Below are 17,079 nucleotides of genomic sequence, written 5' to 3'. Positions count from 1 at the left end.
ACCGGCCGCTCGCTAGAGGGCTCCACCCACGGTCAACGTGCACTGACCGTCCGCACACGAGCGTTGCAGCCGACCCCTGGACAAGGTCTGCACCAGCCCGATCGCCCAGCACATCGGGCACCCACGCAGCGCGACAAAACCCACGGGCAGCAGCAGTAAACTGACCGCTCCGACCACGGGAATCAGCACCACCGCCCCGATCAGCGCACCGAACCCCACCCCGCCGCGCACCAGGTGCTCGACCATCGACTTGCTCGCGAAATCACCGCTCATCCTGTCCTCCGACAACATCGTCAGAAGCCCGCAGCGCTTGCTGAACCGCCGCCCGAGCCCGATGCAGCCGCGACTTCATCGCCGCTGTACTGAGCCCGAGCGCATCGGCGACCATCCGCCCGCTGTAACCCTGAATGTCGCGCATGATCAACACGCTGCGCTGATCCGCGGGCAAGGTGGCAACCGCAGCCGCCACCCTGCCCGCCTCCCACCGCCGCAGCACCTCATCCTCCGCCGAAGCAGCTGAGATGTTGTCTTCCAACGGAATTCGATACCGCATCCGCGCACGACGCAAACACTCGTTCCGAACGATCCGAAACATCCACGACGCCAACGCCCCCGAAGCCCGCAACATCCCGACCTTCCGATACAGGATGATCAAAGCCTCCTGCGCCGCGTCCTCCGCGTCTTCCGTTGTGGCACACAGGGAGTAGGCGAACCGCTGAATATGCGGATGCGCCCCCGCCACCACCGCCGCAATCGAATCCACATCCCCACCCCGCGCGGAAGCGATCAATTCCCCACCGGGCCAACCGGATTCACCCACGCCCAGCTCGTTTCCGCCTCAACACGTACACGCACGTGCAGACCAGACTCAACCCGACCACAACACCGATCCCGATGATCACAACAACCTCCCTATCCCGTCCGACGTCCGTCGCGACACACATAAGAGGCACGCTCGACCCGAAAGGATTCACCCATCCACGTCTGCCCTATGTTCGCGGAGCACCGCCGCCGAGGACAGGTCCCAATGACACTCGCCATCTAGCGTGGGACGCATGAAGTGTCCTGACATGTCGCGCGGCGCACGCCTGGCTGCCCACGGTGCCATCTCCGAAGCCCTTGCACTGCACAGCGATTCCGAGCTACAGGACCTCGTCGACGCAGCAGCGCCGCTAGGTTCCGGCATCGGTGGAAAATCGGCCATGTTGGAAGTCGGCGGCTCTCAGGTCTTCGTCAAGCGGGTGCCGTTGACCGACCTGGAGCGACTTCCGGAGAACGTCGGGTCCACGGCGAATCTGTTCGGGCTGCCGATGTTCTGCCACTACGGCATCGGCGGTCCCAGCTTCGGCGCGTGGCGAGAACTCGCCGTCCACATCATGACGACGAACTGGGTGCTCGCGGACGAATACCACGGCTTCCCGCTGATGCACCACTGGCGGATACTGCCGGACTCGACGCCGCTGCCCGAGGAACTTGCCGATGTCGACCGGGTCGTTTCGTTCTGGGGTGGTGGGGCTGCGGTGCGCGATCGGGTCGAAGGTCAGCGGCAGTCCGGTGCGAGCATCGCGCTGTTCCTGGAGTTCATCCCGCAGAACCTGCATCAGTGGTTGGGCGAGCAGGTCGACGCGGGCGCCGAGGCCACCGATCGCGCCTGTGCCATGGTCGACAATGATCTACACGCGGGAATCGCCTTCATGAACAGCCGAGGCCTGCTGCACTTCGACGCCCACTTCGAGAACATCCTCACCGACGGCCAACGGCTCTATTTCGCCGATTACGGTCTGGCGATCTCCACCGATTTCGCGCTGTCACCACAAGAATCCGACTTCTACGATTGCCACCGCACCTACGACCGCGCCTACGCACGCTTCTACTCCACCCGCTGGCTGGTCGCTGCCCTGCGCGGGCGCGACAACCTCGACGCGCGAATCAGCGAGTACGCCAACGGCAGGACACCTACCGGGATCCCGGAGGTTCCCTCCTCCATCATCACCGGCAATGCCCCACTCGCGACAGTGATGGCCGAATTCTTCCGCCGCCTCCAGCACGAGAGCAGGCGGACCCCGTACCCGCGGCTCGAGATCGCGCGAATGGTCGGCGATTGTGATTTCCCGCAGGGCATCATCGATGCATGACCAAATTCCTCATCTCCTTCCCGAGCGAAGCCATGGTGCTCGCCGACGAGGACTTTCCGATCGTCGTGGCCGAATCGCATGCGGTGATCGAGGAGGCGAAGGCGGCCGGGGTGTACGTGTTCGGCGGGGGGATCAATGCGGGGGTCGATCCGGTGTTGGTCGGGGCCGACGGGTCGGTGAGTGCGGAGATCTATCCGGGCTCCGTGCTCACGGGCGGGTTCGCGGTGTTGGAGTTGCCTACACGCGAGGACGCGGTCGCGTGGGCGGGGAAGTTGGCGGCGGCGTGCCGGTGTTCGCAGGAGTTGCGCGAGTTCGGGTTCGACCCGGCGAGCTAGATCCGGCGGTAGCGGTGGTGGCTACCGCCGAACCGATCGCTAGGACCCGAAGCTGCCGGTGGACGGCTTGGGGGTCGACGGCTTGGGGATCGTGACCGTGACGAACTCGGAGAACACGTATTCCGCGCCGTTGATGCAACCGGCGCGTGCGGTGAGCGTGGTGCCGGGCGCGAGGCCTTCGAGGGCGACGGTGATGGTCTTGCCCGCGTCGGCGATCGCTGCCAGGGTGCCGTCGCCGAAGAACACGTGGTTCTTCTCCGGTCCCACACCGGCTTCGGCCCAGCACTGACCCCGGTCGTTGGGGTTGTTCAGGGTGGCGGTCACGGTGCCCGACGCGGCGGCATCGAAGGCGACCTGGGGCGCTACGAACGGCGTGGCCGCGCCCGCGGGAGCGATGGGGCCGAACACGACCGCTGCGGCGGAGGCGGCCAGGAAAGCTCCGGTAATTCGTCTGTTGATCACTTCTGTGATGCTGCCCCACTGAACATTCCGACACAAGGACCGCATCGCATTGTCGGGCTGAAAGCCGTTAACCCACATCCCTACGCAACCACGTGACTTCCGCGCCGATGCAATCGGTTCCCTGCCGGAATGCCTCGAGATCCTCATCCCAGGGCGAACCCAATGCTCGGTCGAGTTCGGTGGAAAGGTCGAAGGTTCCGTGGGAGTCCAGTTCCGCGGCGGCTTGCAGTAAAGCGCGTAATCGCATTTCGCCGAGCATCACGTCACCGTTGGCGCCGGTGGAACCGTGCCACAGGCCCAGTTGGGGTACGAAGCTGTAGCGTTCGCCGTCGACGCCTTCGCTGGGGTCTTCGGTGACTTCGAAACGCAGTACCGGCCAGGTCCGCAACGATTGGGCTATCCGGGCGGCGGTGCCGACGGGTCCGATCCAGTCGCTGCTGGCACGCAGTTGTCCGTCGGCGGGCTGGGTGTTCCAGCGCAATTTCGCCGGGGACGACAGCGCGGTGGACAGTGCCCATTCCACGTGCGGGCACAACGCGGCGGGCGATGAGTGGATGTAGACCACACCCGCCGTCGCGTCAGCGAACTGACTCGATGCGCGCACTAACAACACCTCCAGCCTCGACAAGGAACGTCTTCCCCAACGGCCCGTCGTGGTCTGGCGTGGCCCGAGTGTAGCCAAGCGTGCGGTGTTGCGCGTGTTACTTTACTGCGTGTTATGTGTCTCTGCGATAACGGAATCGCTGAATTTCGGCCACGCGGTTCTGGCCCAGTCACCGAAATTCTCGTCGCTCAACGCGATTGTCGCCACCCCTATTTCCGGGTCGACCCACAGGAACGTGCCGGACTGGCCGAAGTGCCCGTAGGTGCGTGCGGAATTGGCTGTGCCCGTCCAATGCGGGGTTTTCCCGTCGCGGATTTCGAAACCCAATCCCCAGTCGTTGGGTCGCTGCGACCCGTATCCGGGCAGGATTCCGTTGCGATCGGGGAATTGCACGCTGGTCGCCTCGGTCGAGGTTTGCTCAGATATCAATTGGGGTGTCAGCAACTCTTGGGCGAATAGGGTCAGGTCGGCCAGGGAGGCGCTGCCCGCGTGCCCGGCGGAACCGTGCAGGGTCGCCGAGGTCATGCCCAGTGGTTCGAAAACCGCCTCGCGCAGGTACTGCGGGAATTCGATGCCGGTCTGCTCGGTGAGAAAGTCGGCGAGCAGTTCGAACCCCGCGCTCGAGTAGATGCGGCGGGCGCCGGGTTCGGCGAGGATTTCGGGGGTCGCGAAGGCGACGCCGGAAGTGTGGGCGAGCAGGTGTCGCACGGTGGATCCGGGTGGTCCGGCGGGTTGGTCGAGTTCGACCGCGCCTTCCTCGACCGCCACGAGCGTGGCGTAGGCGACCAACGGTTTGGTGACCGAGGCCAGCGCGAACACGCGCTCGGTGTCGCCGATGCTGTCCACCGAGTCGGCGGTGACCACCGCGGCGGCGGCGTTTCGGACCGGCCAGTGCTGAACCTGCTGCAGCGATCGCATATCGGCAGCGTACGAGACGCGGCTACGATCGTGGGCACCATGAGTGCAGCACCCTCGATCCACGGCGACACCGCGGCCGGTTTCGGCCCCCTCGCCGACGCCTTCCGCCGCAATTTCACCCATCACGGCGAGATCGGCGCCGCGGTCGCCGTGTATTCCGGCGACGAACCGCTGGTCGATTTGTGGGCGGGACATCGCGATCGCCGGCGCGAGGTGGCGTGGGAGCGCGACACGATCGTGCCGGTGTTCTCCTCGTCGAAGGGGATGTCGGCGTTCACGATCGCGACGGCGGTGTCGCGCGGGCTGCTGGACTACGAGGCGCCGGTGGCGAAGTACTGGCCTGAGTTCGCCGCGCACGGCAAAGACCGGATCACCGTGCGGCAGCTGATCGATCATCAGGCCGGGCTGTCCGGGTTGGACCGGATCGTGAAACTGCGTGAGCTGATCGACCGTGATGCGCTGGGCGAGCTGCTCGCCGCGCAGAAACCGGCGTGGGAGCCGGGCACCCGGCACGGTTATCACGCGTTGACGTTGGGGTTGTATCAGAGCGAACTGCTGCGGCGGGTGGATCCGGAAGGTCGCAGCCTCGGACAGTTCTTCGCCGAGGAGATCGCGGAACCGGTCGGCGCCGACCTGTTCATCGGACTGCCCGCATCCGAGCCGATGGAGCGGGTCGCCCAACTGTCTGCGACCAAAGGTTTCGACATCTGGCGGTACGAACGCCGTGATCTGCCGTTGCGCATCGGCGGCGAGGTCTACGCCAAGCGCGGGTATTCCTATGCGGCACTGACCAATCCGCGTCCCGGTGCGCCTGCTCGTGCCGCGCGTCGGGAGTTCCTCGAAGTCGAATGGCCCGGCATGAACGGCGTCGGGAACGCCCGCGCGCTGGCGAAGGTGTACGGCGCCGCGGCGGGCCGCACGGGATCGCTGCCCATCAGCGACGACATCCTCGACCGGCTCGCCGCGGCCGACACCGCCGACGATGTCCCCGCCGACGACCTGGTCCTGCACACCAAGAGCCGCTACCACCTGGGCTTCCGCAAATCGCGGGGCACCTTCCGTTTCGGCTCGGACAAACGGGCCTACGGCACCACCGGCCTGGGCGGCTCCTTCGGATTCGCCGACCCCACAACGGGATTGGGCTTCGGCTACAGCATGAACCGCCTGGGCATGGCGATTCTCGATGATGTGCGCAGTCGCAACCTGCGCGAGGTCGTCGTGCGGTGCGCCGACCGGTAGGCAGGTATGCGCGTAGCCAGGGCATTGGCATCCGATCCCGCCGTGTGCCGGGCCTACCGATTGCCCGGCCTAATCGTCCAAATCGGCGGCGTTCAGTCCGTATTTCGACGGAAACGGCCCCCGATTGGACGATTAGGCCGGTCTCGCGAGTCGTCCGGCTCCTACGTGGGCCGGGCGCAGCCGTGGATCAGTGTGCGGTGACGCCGGTGATCTCGTTCGGCGCGGCGGCGAGGGTGGCCGTGGCCGTGACCTTTCCGTCGGCCAGGTCGATGCGGTGGACCTGCTTGGTCGCCGGGTCGCTAACGTAGGCGATGCCGTCGCGCACGAACAGGGCCGGGCGGGCGTCCTGCCAGTCGAGGGGTTCCTGCCAGGTGCCCAGCACCGGAATGGTGCGGATTTCCTTGCCCGCGACGGGGTCGATCACGTGGATCTTGCCGTCGGTGCCCAGGACCAGGGCTTCACCCTGCGGGCCGCGCGCGAGTGAGCGGAAGGTGTAGCTGGTGCCGATGTCGACCAGGCGCAGGGTGCCGTCGGTGGTGTCGACCAGCGAGATCTGCTGTGGGCGTTCGAGTTCGGCTTCCTTGTCCTGCTTGTAGTCGCCGAGCACGATCGGCGAAGAGTCGCTGCCGGACATGTTGCCGATTCGGCCGTACGGTGTCGGGCTGGTCACCTTGGTGATCTTGCCGTCGCGGTAGACCACGGCCCCGGTCTGGCAGCCGACCACGACCGCTTCATTCTGTGCGGCGGCTTCGCCGTGTACGCCGGGGCAGTCCTCGTTGCGCGCGATTTCCCTACGATCCTTGTCCAGTGCCGCGAGGCCGACTCGTGCGTCCTCGGTGCCGAGGGTGACCAGCAGGTTCCCGTTGCCGAGTTCGAGGGCGACGCCGTGGTGCGCGGTGGGGGTCTTGTAGACCTCGGAGGATTTGCCGCTGTCGATCTTGTCGGTGTCGATGATGGTGACCTCGCCGGTACCGTCGGCGAACAGCACGGTCTTGCCCGCGTGCCGCACCACGTGGCCGGGTTTTGCTGCGGGATAGTCGGTTCCGGTGAAGGCGGCGCCGTAGGCGTCGAAGACGCGGAAGCCGTCCTTGGTCGACACCATGAGGTGGTCGTGGTCGCCGGCCGGGTTGAGGCGGTTGTATCCGTCGAGTTTCACGTCCCCTTTCTGGGCGAGCGAGGCGCCGTCGAGGACGTAGATGCCGCCGTCGTAGGTGAGCGCGATCGGTTCGGCGCCCGGTGTGTGCTCGTGGGCGTGGCCGGGTTCGTCCGCCGTGCAACCGCCCAGCGCGATCACCGAGGCGAGTGCCCCGGACATGGCCACCATCGTGGTGGTCCGTGACCTGTTCATGTACTGCTCCATTTCTCGGTGCGTGAATTACGTTGTGGGCCCGGCTAAACCACGGGCGATGGCCTCGGCGTTGACGCGGGCCATCTCCAGATAGGTGGCCGCGCCTTCGCCGGGCGGGGTGAGGGATTCGGTGTGCAGGGCGATCACCTGCACGTGCAACCCGGTGTGTTCGGCCAGGACGCGCGAAAGCCGGTCGGGCTGTGCGGAATCGGCGAAGATGGCGCTCACGCCCGCGGTTCTGATCGCGGTGGCGAGTGCGTCGAGGTCGGAGGCGCTCGGCGAGGCCAGGGTGGTGCCGCTGGGGATCACCGCACCGATCACCCGGAATCCGAATCGCTGGGCGAGGTAACCGAATACGTGATGGTCGGTGACCAGTTGTCTGCGCTCGGCTGGGATGGCGGCGAACTCGTCGGTCATCCACCGATCCAGCTGGTCGAGTTCGCCGAGGTAGCGTTGCGTATTGGCTTGCACCGCACCGGTATCGATGCCGTCGACCTGGGCGAGCACCTCCGCGCTGATCGCCTCGACGGCCAGGCGCACCCGTGCCGGATCGGTCCAGAAGTGCGGATCGGGTTGTCCCGCAGACTCATCGGAGGTGTAGCGGATCGGATCGGCCCGCTCGGCGACGGCGATCGTGGGCACTCCCGCTGATACCGCCGACTGCACATGCCGGGCGATGCCTTCCTCGAGCCCGAGGCCGTTGTGCACCACCAGCGCGGCGTGCTCGATGTCGGCCGCCTGACGTGCGGAGATCGCGAACGAATGCGGGTCGGCACCGGCCTGCATCAACACCGTCACCGGCACCGAGTCGCCCACGACCGCCCTGGTCAGGTCGCCGAGGATGTTCGTGGTCACCACGATCCCGGACCGCTCGGACCCACTGGTGCACGCGGCGAGCAACGGGATGAGCAGCGCGGCCGTGATGAACAGTCGGGCCGTCCGGCGCATCGCCGCGCCGACTCGCGACGTGCCCGCTCCCGGCGTGCCGCTGACGCGGAAAGCGCGGACCTCCCACCGGATTCGGCCGAACCGGCGCGATGCTGAGATCGGATTCGCAGGCATCGAGGGAACCTGTTCGCCCACGAACGGGTCGATTGCATCGGCTGTGGTCGACGGTCGGATGTCGAGAGACGCGGGGTTCACAGGCCTGTCTCCACCATCAGCGAGGGCGCGATATCCAGTTCGAACGTGCGCGCCGACCGGAGGTTGTCGTTGTAGGCGATCTCGTGGACCTTGCGGCCTCGAATGTCGTTGACGTAGGCGCGATCCGGGTCGACGAGGATCACCGGCTGCCCTTCGACGGGTCCGCTCGAGACAGCGAGTTGTCCTGTCTCCCCGCCGGATACGGGATCGATCGCGTGCAGGACACCGTCGCGGGTGAGCACCAGCAGCGGTGATCCCTCACCGGCGGTGTTCACCGCGACCGGATCCACGATCGCGGTCCGCGTCCAGGTCTTCTTCCGGATATCGAGCGTCCACACGCCGTCGCGACCAGCGAGTGCGGTCAGCGTCGTGCTGCCGGGTCGGTGTGTGAATGCGCTTGCCCGATCCGAGGTCGGCACCGGGAAGGGAATCTTCTCGGCGACGAAATCACCGTCGCGCTGCGCCACCACGAGTGCCCCGTCGGCGCAACCGAACACAACTCCGCGCCTGGTGACGGCCTGTCCCTCCGGCTGCGTACACGTGGCGTTCTGCACCTGTCCCCCCGCGCCGTCCCGCCCGCGCACCTCGACGCGACCCGAACCGTCGGCGACCACGATCCGCTCGGCGTACGGCAGAGCGATGCCCTCGACCCGTCGTTGCGCCTGGGCGACACCGCCGTCCAACATCGGCCGGTCGAACAAGATCGTCATGCCCGAATCCAGCACAACCGACGCGATGGCGACGTCACTGTACGCACCAACAACCCCGGAGCCCCCACCTTCGGGCCGCGATTCCAGGGCGCCGGAACCACCCGCACTCAGGCCTCCTTCAGCCCGCGAATCCGGGTCCGCGGAGACACCGCCATCACCGGCCCCTGAGTCCGATCGGCCACCACCGTCCCGGGCGGGAGAACTGTCCACCGCGCCGACGTCGCGGATCGGCGCCTGGTAGTAGTGCCGGTGGTCGCCGTGGTCGACAGTCCACGCCCCGGCGTCGATGATCCGAACCAACGCCCCCGAACTCAGATACGCGAAGCGCCCGTCACCAACGACACCGACAGTCGGTCTCCGCTGGTCGCCACCGATAGGCAACTGGCGATCTGTCGGTGGGCCGGAATTCGGCTGTGAGGAAACATTTTTCGGTGCAGGCGCGTCGACCGACGTGACCTTCTCCGTCAGTAGATCGATCACCCGAATAGCGCCGGCCGCGTCGGCAACAACCAGCCGCGCCTGAGCCTCGCTCGCCTCCTCCGCCCCGGCGACGAACCCGTGCGCAGGCTCCTCGACCACCGCAGGTTCCCCCGCCACAGAACACCCCACCAACGGCACCGCCGCCAGCGCGACCACCCAGACCTTCCCGAACCGCTCCCGCACCGCCGAGAAAACAGCCGACACGAAGAACAGCCCCACCGCCACAGCCGCGATAGTCGCCCCCGCCGCAGTCCCCCCATGCCACGAAATCACAAGTCCCGCAACGGTAGACAACCCACCGACCAGCGCGGCGATCACCATCACCACCGGCATCCGATCCGACCAATACACCGCGGCCGCAGGCGGAGCGATCAGCAACCCGAACACCAGCAACGTCCCCACAACGTGAAACGAGGCCACGATCGCCACCGTCAGCAACCCGATCAACGCCACCTGCGCCGCTTTCGGATGCAACCCGAGCGTGTGCGCTTTACGCGGATCGAAGGTGAGCGCGACGAACGCCCGATGCCCGAGCACTGCGATCACCAGCGCAATCGCCAGTGCCGCAACGAGATACCAGAGATCCACCGTGCGCACTGCCAGCACGTCACCGAACAGGAACCCGGTCAGATCGACGGCGAAGGACTGCGACCGCGACACGATGATCACCCCGGCCGCGAGCATCCCCACGAACAGCAACCCGATCGCGGTATCGGCGGCGAACCGTTTACCGCGCGACAGCGCCGACACCCCGAACGCCATGGCGGTGCAACTCACCGCGGCCCCGACGATCAGATTCCCGCCGAGCAGCGCCGCCACCGCGACACCGGGCAGCATCCCGTGCGCCATCGCGTCACCGAGAAATGCCATGCCGCGCACCACAACCCAGGTTCCGGCCAGCGCGCACACGCACGACACCAGCAGCCCACCCCACAGTGCGCGCTGCACAAATGCCACCTCGAACGGAGCGATCAGCCATTCCATAGGGCGGAACGATATACTGAAAATGATTATCGTTTCAATTGAGGTGAGATGCAGAACACAGAAGCAATCCGTATCCAGGGCCTGACAGTGGGTTACGCCGGGCAGCCCGTGCTGTCGGACATATCGGCGACCATCCCGCGCGGCCAGATCACCGCGATCGTGGGACCCAACGGTTCAGGGAAGTCGACCCTGCTCGGCATCCTCGCGGGCACGGTGACCGCCCAGTCGGGCAGCGTGCACCGATCCACCACGCACAAACCCGCATTCGTGGTGCAACACAACGCAATTCCGACGACGCTCCCGATGACGGTGCGTGAGGCGGTGGCAATGGGGCGCTGGGCGCATCGCGGGCCGTGGCGGCGCCTCACCAAACAGGATCGCGAGATCACCCGCGCCTGCCTGGAGCGAATGGACCTCACCGACCTGGCGCCACGGCGACTCGACACCCTCTCCGGCGGTCAGCGCCAACGCACCCTGCTCGCCCAAGCGCTGGCCCAACAGTCGGACCTGATGCTGCTCGACGAGCCGTCGACCGGCTTGGACGCGACCTCGCGCGCTGAGATCTCCCGCGCCCTGGCCGAGATCAGCGCCACCGGCGTCACCGTGGTGCAGGCCACCCACGACATGGCCGAGGCGGAGCAGGCCGACTATTGCCTGCTGCTACGCGACGGCCGCCTACAAGCGGGTCATCCGAAGAAAGTGCTGGTCAGAGGCTAGAATTGCCGCCTACCCAACAGGAGGAACCGTGGCAGACAAACCCACCTCCGTCGACGCCTACCTGGCCGACCAACCACCGGCCGAACGCGCCGTCCTGCAACAGATCCGCGCAACGATCCACCGCGCGGTCCCCGACACGGGCGAGAAGATCAGCTACGCCATCCCGGCCGCCACCATCGACGGCCGGGTGTTCATCTTCTTCGCGGGCTGGAAAGCCCACGTGAGCGTGTACCCCGTGCCCGAGGGCGACGCGGCGTTCGAGAAAACCATCGAGCCCTACAACTCGGGCCGTGGCACCTTGAAATTCCCACTCGGCGAACCGATTCCGTATGACCTGATCGCGCAGGTCGCGGTGCGTCTCGCCGAGCGGGCTCGAAACAGCTGACCTACCAGTCGGCTTCGGTGTAGCGGATGATGCCGCGAATGTTCTTGCCGTCCAACATGTCCTGGTAGCCCTGGTTGATCTCTTCGAGCGAGTAGCTGCGGGTGACCATGTCGTCGAGGTTGAGCTGGCCGGCCTTGTACAGCGCCAGCAGTCGCGGGGCGTCCTGGCGGGCGTTGCCGCCGCCGAAGATGGTGCCCTTCACCGTTTTCTGCAGCATTGACAGCAGGAAGCTGTTGAGCTTCACGTCGCTGGCGTCCATACGGCCCATCGAGGTCACCACCAGGGTGCCCGCCTTGCCGGTGAGGATCAGGCCCTCTTCGATGTAGTCGCCGTGCATCTCACCCATGGTGAGGATGACCTTTTCGGCCATCCGGCCTTCGGTGGCGTCGATCATCGGCATGATCGCGGCGGCCATGCTCTCGTAGGCGTGGGTGGCGCCGAACTTCTGCGCCTGCTCCAATTTCCACGGATTCGGGTCGATGGCAATGACTTTCGACGCACCCGACAGCACCGCGCCCTGCAGCGCGCTCATGCCGACGCCGCCGATGCCCGCGATCACCACGGTCTCGCCCGGCTGCACCTGTGCCACGTGTGTGGAGGAACCGAACCCGGTCGGCACGCCGCAACCCACCAGGCAGGCCACCTCGAACGGGATGGTGGGGTCGATCTTCACCACCGAGGTGTGGTGCACCGTCATGTACGGGGCGAAGGTGCCCAGCAGACACATCGGGATGACGTTCTCGCCGCGCGCCTGGATGCGGTAGGTGCCGTCCGAAATCGCCTGTCCCATCAGCAATCCCGCGCCCAGATCACACAGCGCCATATTGCCCGACACGCACGACGGGCAGCGCCCGCACGCGGGAATGAACGACAGGATCACGTGGTCGCCCACGGCCAGGTCGCTGGGACAGTTGGGGCCGAGCTTGGTGATGACACCCGCGCCCTCGTGGCCGCCCATCACCGGGAACGCCGGCATCGGCGTCGCCCCGGTGACGATGTGATGGTCGGAGTGGCACATGCCCGCCGTTTCCATCCGGATCTGCACTTCACCGGCGACGGGGTCGCCGACCTCGATCTCCTCCACCGACCATTGCTGATCGGTGCCCCACAGGATCGCGCCCTTCGTCTTCATTGCCGGTAGACCTCTCGCCAAGCGTGCCTCGTTGTGACTGCACTCACCCTAACGACAAATCACCGATTTCTGAAACACGTTCTAGAAATTGGTTGAGAAATCTCTATCCGCGCACGTCGTACACGTGGTGCACGAGGTCGTGCAGGAAGTAGCGACCCAGCGAGTCGACCGTGAACAGCGATCCGTCGCTGCGGGCGCCCCGCAATTCCAGCGATTCCGCGGGCACCGCGGCGAACGCGGCGGCGATCCGTTCGGCGGCTTCGGCCAGTTCCCGCGCGACGACGGCGGGGTCCTGCTCGTCGTAGCGGTCGGCGAGCGCGGTCGCGTCCTGATCCCAGTTCTCGAACTGCGGGGCGTGCACGCCGTCGCCGGCCAGCATGAGCGCGAGTCTGGTGTCGAAGATGCGGCACACGTCGCGCACGTGGGCGGCGTATTCGAGAACGGACCAGGTCTGCGCGTCCGGGCGCACCCGCGCGTCGTCGCGTTCCAGCGCCGCACCGAGGCGGGTGGCGCTGTCGAGCACCAGCGCGGGCACCGCGGTGAAGGCGGTGGTCTCGGCGTCGAATCCGCATTCGGCGCAGGCGCGTTCGAGCACCCAGGTCCAGTTCTTGCTGTCAGGCACGATCATGGAAGTGAGCCTAGGGTGTCCGCTTCTTGCACTCCATCGATTTTCCGCCAACTTCCGACATCATTGCGCCAGCTGACCGGCCTTCTCGAACAGTTCCATCGTCACCGCGTGCAGGAAGTCGCCGACCGGCTTAGGTGCCTTGCCCGCGAACGCGCGCGCGTACGTGCCCTCGAGCACGATGCCGAGCTTGAAGCAGGCCAGCACGGTGTACCAGGTGATCGCGCTCAGATCGCGGTCGGAGAACGTGCCGTAGTGCTCGATCATCTCCGCGGCGGTGGGCAGGCCGCCGACCGTGCCGAGCGTGCCCATCAGGCCCGCGCCGACCGTGCCGGGTTCGGGTCGGGTCGCCAGCTGCCAGCCCAGGTCCAGCAGCGGGTCGCCGATGGTCGACATCTCCCAGTCCACCAGCGCCGCCACCTCGGGGCCGTCGTAGTCGAACATCATGTTGGCCAGGTGGCAGTCGCCGTGCATGATGCCCGGTGTCCAGGTGGTGGGCCGGTGGCGTTCGAGCCAGTCGCCGATGCGGTCCACGCCCGAAATCTGCGGGCCGGGATAACCCTGGTTCGCGCTGTAGGAGTCCAGTTCGCGCAGCCAGCGCGGCACCTGCCGTTCGAGGAAACCCTCGGGGCGGCCGTAGTCGTGCAGGCCGAGCGCCTGGTAGTCGAGGGCGCCGAGCCTGGCGATCGCCTCGACGGCGGACAGGCCCATCTGGTGGCGGATCTCGGGGTCGCCCGCGTGCAGGTCGGGCAGTTCGGTCTGCGGGTTGAAGCCGCGGATGGGTTCCATGAGGTAGAACACCGCGCCGATCACCGACTCGTCGTCGCAGGCCGCGATCACCCGCGGGGACCGCACGTCGGTGCCGTCGATGGCGCGCAGCAGTCGCGATTCCCGGCCGATCACCTCGTTGCTCTTCGCCCGCAGATGCCGGGGTCCGCGCCGCAACACGTACTCGCGCCCGCCGCGGGTGAACCGCAACATGATGTTCTGCGTGCCGCCACCGATGCTGGTGATCGCGTCGAATTCCGTACCGGGCAGGCCCTGTCGGTCCATCCACCGCCCGATCGCCGCGAAGTCCGCGATCGACTGGTCGACATCAACAGGTTGAGAAACAGACATGGCGCACATTCTGCCCGCGCGTCCCCGGCCCTGCGCGGGAATGAACACCCGCGGGCCGAGCGTAAAGTTTGCGCCACAATGCGCACGCTCTTGATCGACAACTACGACTCGTTCACCTACAACCTCTATCAGCTGATCAGCGAGGTCAACGGCAACGAGCCGACTGTCGTGCGCAACGACGAGGCCCCGGTGGACCTGAACCAGTTCGACAATGTGGTGATCTCGCCGGGACCGGGCCGACCCGATCGCACCGGCGATATGGGGTTGTCGACGGCGGTGATCGCGGAGTCCGAGCTGCCGCTGTTGGGTGTGTGTCTGGGCCATCAGGGCATCGTGATCGGCGCGGGCGGAACGGTCGAACGTGCGCCGGAGGCCAGGCACGGTTTTCTCGATCAGGTGACCCATGACGATCGGGATCTGTTCGCGGGTCTGCCGCAGAATTTCACGGTCGTGCGTTACCACTCGCTGGCCGCGCAGAGCCCGTTGCCCGACACTCTCGAGGTCACCGCGTCGACCGGTGACGGGGTGATCATGGGGGTGCGGCATCGGGAGCGGCCGCAGTGGGGTGTGCAGTTCCATCCCGAGTCGGTGTCGAGTGAATTCGGTGCCGCGTTGCTGCGCAATTTCGCCGATCTCACCAAAGTGCGAGTGTCCGCGCCGGTTGTGGTGCGCGGGCCGTCGGTGAAACCCGTTTTCGTTTCGCCGCAGCGTTCATTTCGCTTGGCGCACAAGGTAATCGAACGGGCGATCGATACCGAAGCGATCTTCCTGCGTAAATATTCCGAGGGTACGGCGGCGTTCTGGCTCGACAGTGAGCATGTCGAACGTGGTCTCGACCGGTTCTCGTTTCTGGGTGATGCGAGTGGGCCGCATGCCGAAATCGTGGGCTATCGGGTCGGGGACGGCTCCGTCACGGTGACGGACGCGGCGGGTACTCGCACCGTCGCCGGTACCATCCTGGATTATCTGGATCGGGAACTGCGAACCCGGCATTGCGAAATCCCGTCGCTGCCTTTCGATTTCGTGGGCGGTTATGTCGGGTATCTCGGTTATGAAGTGAAGGCCGACTGTGGTGCGCGCAATGCCCACCGCTCCCCCACGCCGGATGCGCAGTGGATTTTCGCCGACCGGCTGATCGTGGTCGATCATGAGGCCGGGCAGACCCACTTGCTCGCTCTGACCGAGACCGATCAGGCCGCCGAACAGTGGCTCGACGACACTGCCGACGAACTGGCCGACCTGCCGACCTGGGTCAATCCGGCGGGCCTGTCCGTGCCCGCCGACCCGGACGCCGTGCAGGCCCACCTGGTGCGCGGGCGCGATCGCTATCTGGCCGATATCGCGGTGTGTCAGGACCGGCTGCAGGCGGGCGAGTCCTACGAGATCTGCCTGACCGACGCGGTCGCGGTCGCCGCCGAACCCGACGACGGACTGGCGCTGTACCGGCGACTTCGCCGCTGCAATCCCGCACCGTACGCCGCCTACCTGCGGTTCGACGGCCTGGACGTGGCATGTTCCTCGCCGGAACGGTTCCTGAAGATCGACCGCGATCGGGTGGTCGAGAGCAAACCGATCAAAGGCACCGCCCCGCGCGGACGCACCGCCACCGAGGACGAACAGCTGCGCCGCGCCCTGCCCGCCGACCCGAAAACCCGCGCCGAGAATCTGATGATCGTGGACCTGCTGCGCAACGATCTGGGCCGCGTGTGCGAAGTCGGATCCGTGCATGTGCCGAAGTTGATGGACACCGAAACCTATTCCACCCTGCACCAATTGGTGTCCACGGTGCGCGGCACCCTGCGCCCCGACGCCGGGGTGATCGACTGTCTGCGCGCCTGTTTCCCCGGCGGTTCGATGACCGGCGCGCCGAAGATTCGCACCATGGACATCCTCGACGAGTTGGAAACCGAAGCGCGCGGGATCTATTCGGGCACCATCGGTTTCCTCGGTCTGGGCGGCACCGCCGACCTCAACATCGTGATCCGCACGGCCGTGCGCTACGACGACGAATGGCGGATCGGCGCGGGCGGCGCGATCGTGCTCGATTCCGATCCCGAGGACGAGTACGCGGAAATGGTGCTCAAAGCGGCCGCGACCTTCCGCGCGTTGGACTGACTCAGCGCCTGCGGGACCGCTTGGTCGGCTCCGGTTCCGGCGCGGGTTCCTCGCCGCCACGCCCGGCGATCCGCCCGAGCAACCCGACCCCCGGCAGCTTCGCCACCGCACCGAACACGTCCTCCCCCAGCGAGATCACCGCCTCGAGCCGCGGCAACAACCGGTCATAGGTGGCGAACACCGGATCGGCCAACGCCAACGTGCGATCCAGCCGATCGATGGTGCTGTTGAGCCGCTCGACCGCGATCGACAGGTTCTCCACCAGATCGGGCAACTGCGCCGCCAACTGCGCCGAGGCAGGCGGCAGTCGCACGGCCGCGTCGAAGGCATACCCCGCCGTCTGCTGCGCGGCGTCGATCGCCTGCCCCGCCGTCTGCTGCGCGGCGTCGATCGCCTGCCCCGCCGCCGTCTGCGCGGCCCCCACCGCCGCCTGCGCGGCCGACAACAACTCGGCCCCCGGCACCTTCCGCGCCTGCGCCGCCGGAGCAGCCTCGTCAGCGCGCCCCCGCTTCCTCGGGTTCGTCATGACACCACTGTGCCGCAAGCCGGCCGCGCACGCAGGAATGGGCGCCCCGCCCCGCTTCGTGTCCTGGTCAAATTTCCTGTCGGACCCTCATGGCATCATGCG

At 66.6% G+C, this 17,079-nt stretch carries 18 protein-coding genes; 6 read left to right on the top strand and 12 right to left on the bottom strand.

Annotation, left to right across the window (positions count from 1 at the left end):
- Nucleotides 1-12 precede the first annotated feature (12 nt).
- A complete protein-coding gene (locus ACFWU5_RS00380) occupies nucleotides 13-273 on the bottom strand; it encodes a hypothetical protein (RefSeq protein WP_379265638.1) in 261 nt (86 codons plus the stop codon).
- On the bottom strand, nucleotides 263-820 hold the full coding sequence (locus ACFWU5_RS00375) for an RNA polymerase sigma factor (protein ID WP_379265637.1): 558 nt from the start codon (nucleotides 818-820) through the stop codon (nucleotides 263-265). Before ACFWU5_RS00375 ends, ACFWU5_RS00380 begins: the two co-directional genes overlap by 11 nt.
- Before the next feature lie 235 nt (nucleotides 821-1,055).
- Between ACFWU5_RS00375 and ACFWU5_RS00370 the strand changes: the two genes are divergently transcribed.
- On the top strand, nucleotides 1,056-2,135 hold the full coding sequence (locus tag ACFWU5_RS00370) for a protein kinase family protein (protein ID WP_379265636.1): 1,080 nt from the start codon (nucleotides 1,056-1,058) through the stop codon (nucleotides 2,133-2,135).
- A complete protein-coding gene (locus ACFWU5_RS00365) occupies nucleotides 2,132-2,470 on the top strand; it encodes a YciI family protein (RefSeq protein WP_379265635.1) in 339 nt (112 codons plus the stop codon). The genes ACFWU5_RS00370 and ACFWU5_RS00365 overlap by 4 nt, the downstream gene beginning before the upstream one ends.
- A 39-nt stretch (nucleotides 2,471-2,509) precedes the next feature.
- Here the strand turns inward: ACFWU5_RS00365 and ACFWU5_RS00360 are convergent, their stop codons facing one another.
- The 3 genes from ACFWU5_RS00360 to ACFWU5_RS00350 all read right to left on the bottom strand — a co-directional run bounded on the left by ACFWU5_RS00360 (nucleotide 2,510) and on the right by ACFWU5_RS00350 (nucleotide 4,454).
- Nucleotides 2,510-2,932 carry a hypothetical protein gene (locus tag ACFWU5_RS00360; RefSeq protein ID WP_379265634.1) on the bottom strand — a complete coding sequence of 141 codons (423 nt, stop codon included), beginning with the start codon at nucleotides 2,930-2,932 and terminating at the stop codon, nucleotides 2,510-2,512.
- 67 nt (nucleotides 2,933-2,999) lie between these two features.
- Nucleotides 3,000-3,536: a DUF3145 domain-containing protein gene (locus ACFWU5_RS00355; protein ID WP_379265633.1), complete on the bottom strand. Its 537-nt coding sequence runs from the start codon at nucleotides 3,534-3,536 to the stop codon at nucleotides 3,000-3,002.
- A 102-nt stretch (nucleotides 3,537-3,638) separates the two neighbouring features.
- A complete protein-coding gene (locus tag ACFWU5_RS00350; RefSeq protein ID WP_379265632.1) occupies nucleotides 3,639-4,454 on the bottom strand; it encodes a serine hydrolase domain-containing protein in 816 nt (271 codons plus the stop codon).
- Between the two features lie 39 nt (nucleotides 4,455-4,493).
- Here ACFWU5_RS00350 and ACFWU5_RS00345 point away from each other — a divergent pair, with 39 nt between their 5' ends.
- Entirely contained in the window at nucleotides 4,494-5,693 is a 1,200-nt protein-coding gene (locus ACFWU5_RS00345) for a serine hydrolase domain-containing protein (RefSeq protein ID WP_379265631.1), read from the top strand.
- A 187-nt stretch (nucleotides 5,694-5,880) separates the two neighbouring features.
- On the opposite strand, the gene aztD is transcribed toward ACFWU5_RS00345, so the two are convergent.
- The 3 genes from aztD to aztB all read right to left on the bottom strand — a co-directional run bounded on the left by aztD (nucleotide 5,881) and on the right by aztB (nucleotide 10,358).
- The gene (gene aztD, locus ACFWU5_RS00340) at nucleotides 5,881-7,041 is read right to left on the bottom strand and encodes a zinc metallochaperone AztD (RefSeq protein ID WP_379265630.1); all 1,161 of its coding nucleotides are present in this window, start codon (nucleotides 7,039-7,041) and stop codon (nucleotides 5,881-5,883) included.
- Nucleotides 7,042-7,068: 27 nt separating this feature from the next.
- Nucleotides 7,069-7,989, bottom strand: coding sequence for a zinc ABC transporter substrate-binding protein AztC (gene aztC / locus ACFWU5_RS00335; protein WP_379266189.1), 921 nt, complete (start codon nucleotides 7,987-7,989; stop codon nucleotides 7,069-7,071).
- 191 nt (nucleotides 7,990-8,180) lie between these two features.
- Entirely contained in the window at nucleotides 8,181-10,358 is a 2,178-nt protein-coding gene (gene aztB, locus ACFWU5_RS00330; protein WP_379265629.1) for a zinc ABC transporter permease AztB, read from the bottom strand.
- 48 nt (nucleotides 10,359-10,406) lie between these two features.
- Here aztB and aztA point away from each other — a divergent pair, with 48 nt between their 5' ends.
- Both aztA and ACFWU5_RS00320 read left to right on the top strand, forming a co-directional pair.
- The gene (gene aztA / locus ACFWU5_RS00325) at nucleotides 10,407-11,075 is read left to right on the top strand and encodes a zinc ABC transporter ATP-binding protein AztA (RefSeq protein ID WP_379265628.1); all 669 of its coding nucleotides are present in this window, start codon (nucleotides 10,407-10,409) and stop codon (nucleotides 11,073-11,075) included.
- A gap of 28 nt (nucleotides 11,076-11,103) precedes the next feature.
- Nucleotides 11,104-11,460, top strand: a complete 357-nt coding sequence (locus ACFWU5_RS00320; RefSeq protein ID WP_379265627.1) for an iron chaperone — start codon at nucleotides 11,104-11,106, stop codon at nucleotides 11,458-11,460.
- 1 nt (nucleotide 11,461) lies between these two features.
- Here ACFWU5_RS00320 and ACFWU5_RS00315 read toward each other — a convergent pair whose 3' ends face one another.
- From ACFWU5_RS00315 to ACFWU5_RS00305, 3 genes are all read right to left on the bottom strand, one after another.
- Nucleotides 11,462-12,592, bottom strand: a complete 1,131-nt coding sequence (locus ACFWU5_RS00315; RefSeq protein ID WP_379265626.1) for an NDMA-dependent alcohol dehydrogenase — start codon at nucleotides 12,590-12,592, stop codon at nucleotides 11,462-11,464.
- A gap of 103 nt (nucleotides 12,593-12,695) precedes the next feature.
- Entirely contained in the window at nucleotides 12,696-13,220 is a 525-nt protein-coding gene (locus ACFWU5_RS00310; protein ID WP_379265625.1) for a DinB family protein, read from the bottom strand.
- Between the two features lie 60 nt (nucleotides 13,221-13,280).
- Nucleotides 13,281-14,345: a phosphotransferase family protein gene (locus ACFWU5_RS00305; RefSeq protein ID WP_379266188.1), complete on the bottom strand. Its 1,065-nt coding sequence runs from the start codon at nucleotides 14,343-14,345 to the stop codon at nucleotides 13,281-13,283.
- A gap of 69 nt (nucleotides 14,346-14,414) precedes the next feature.
- Here ACFWU5_RS00305 and pabB point away from each other — a divergent pair, with 69 nt between their 5' ends.
- The gene (gene pabB / locus ACFWU5_RS00300) at nucleotides 14,415-16,451 is read left to right on the top strand and encodes an aminodeoxychorismate synthase component I (RefSeq protein ID WP_379265624.1); all 2,037 of its coding nucleotides are present in this window, start codon (nucleotides 14,415-14,417) and stop codon (nucleotides 16,449-16,451) included.
- A gap of 1 nt (nucleotide 16,452) precedes the next feature.
- Here the strand turns inward: pabB and ACFWU5_RS00295 are convergent, their stop codons facing one another.
- On the bottom strand, nucleotides 16,453-16,977 hold the full coding sequence (locus ACFWU5_RS00295; protein ID WP_379265623.1) for a hypothetical protein: 525 nt from the start codon (nucleotides 16,975-16,977) through the stop codon (nucleotides 16,453-16,455).
- Nucleotides 16,978-17,079 lie beyond the last annotated feature (102 nt).

The sequence above is a fragment of the Nocardia sp. NPDC058640 genome (assembly GCF_042716995.1).
Classification (GTDB): domain Bacteria; phylum Actinomycetota; class Actinomycetes; order Mycobacteriales; family Mycobacteriaceae; genus Nocardia.
The sequence above is the reverse complement of the archived record's forward strand: the minus strand, read 5'-3'. Positions and strand labels throughout refer to the sequence as shown.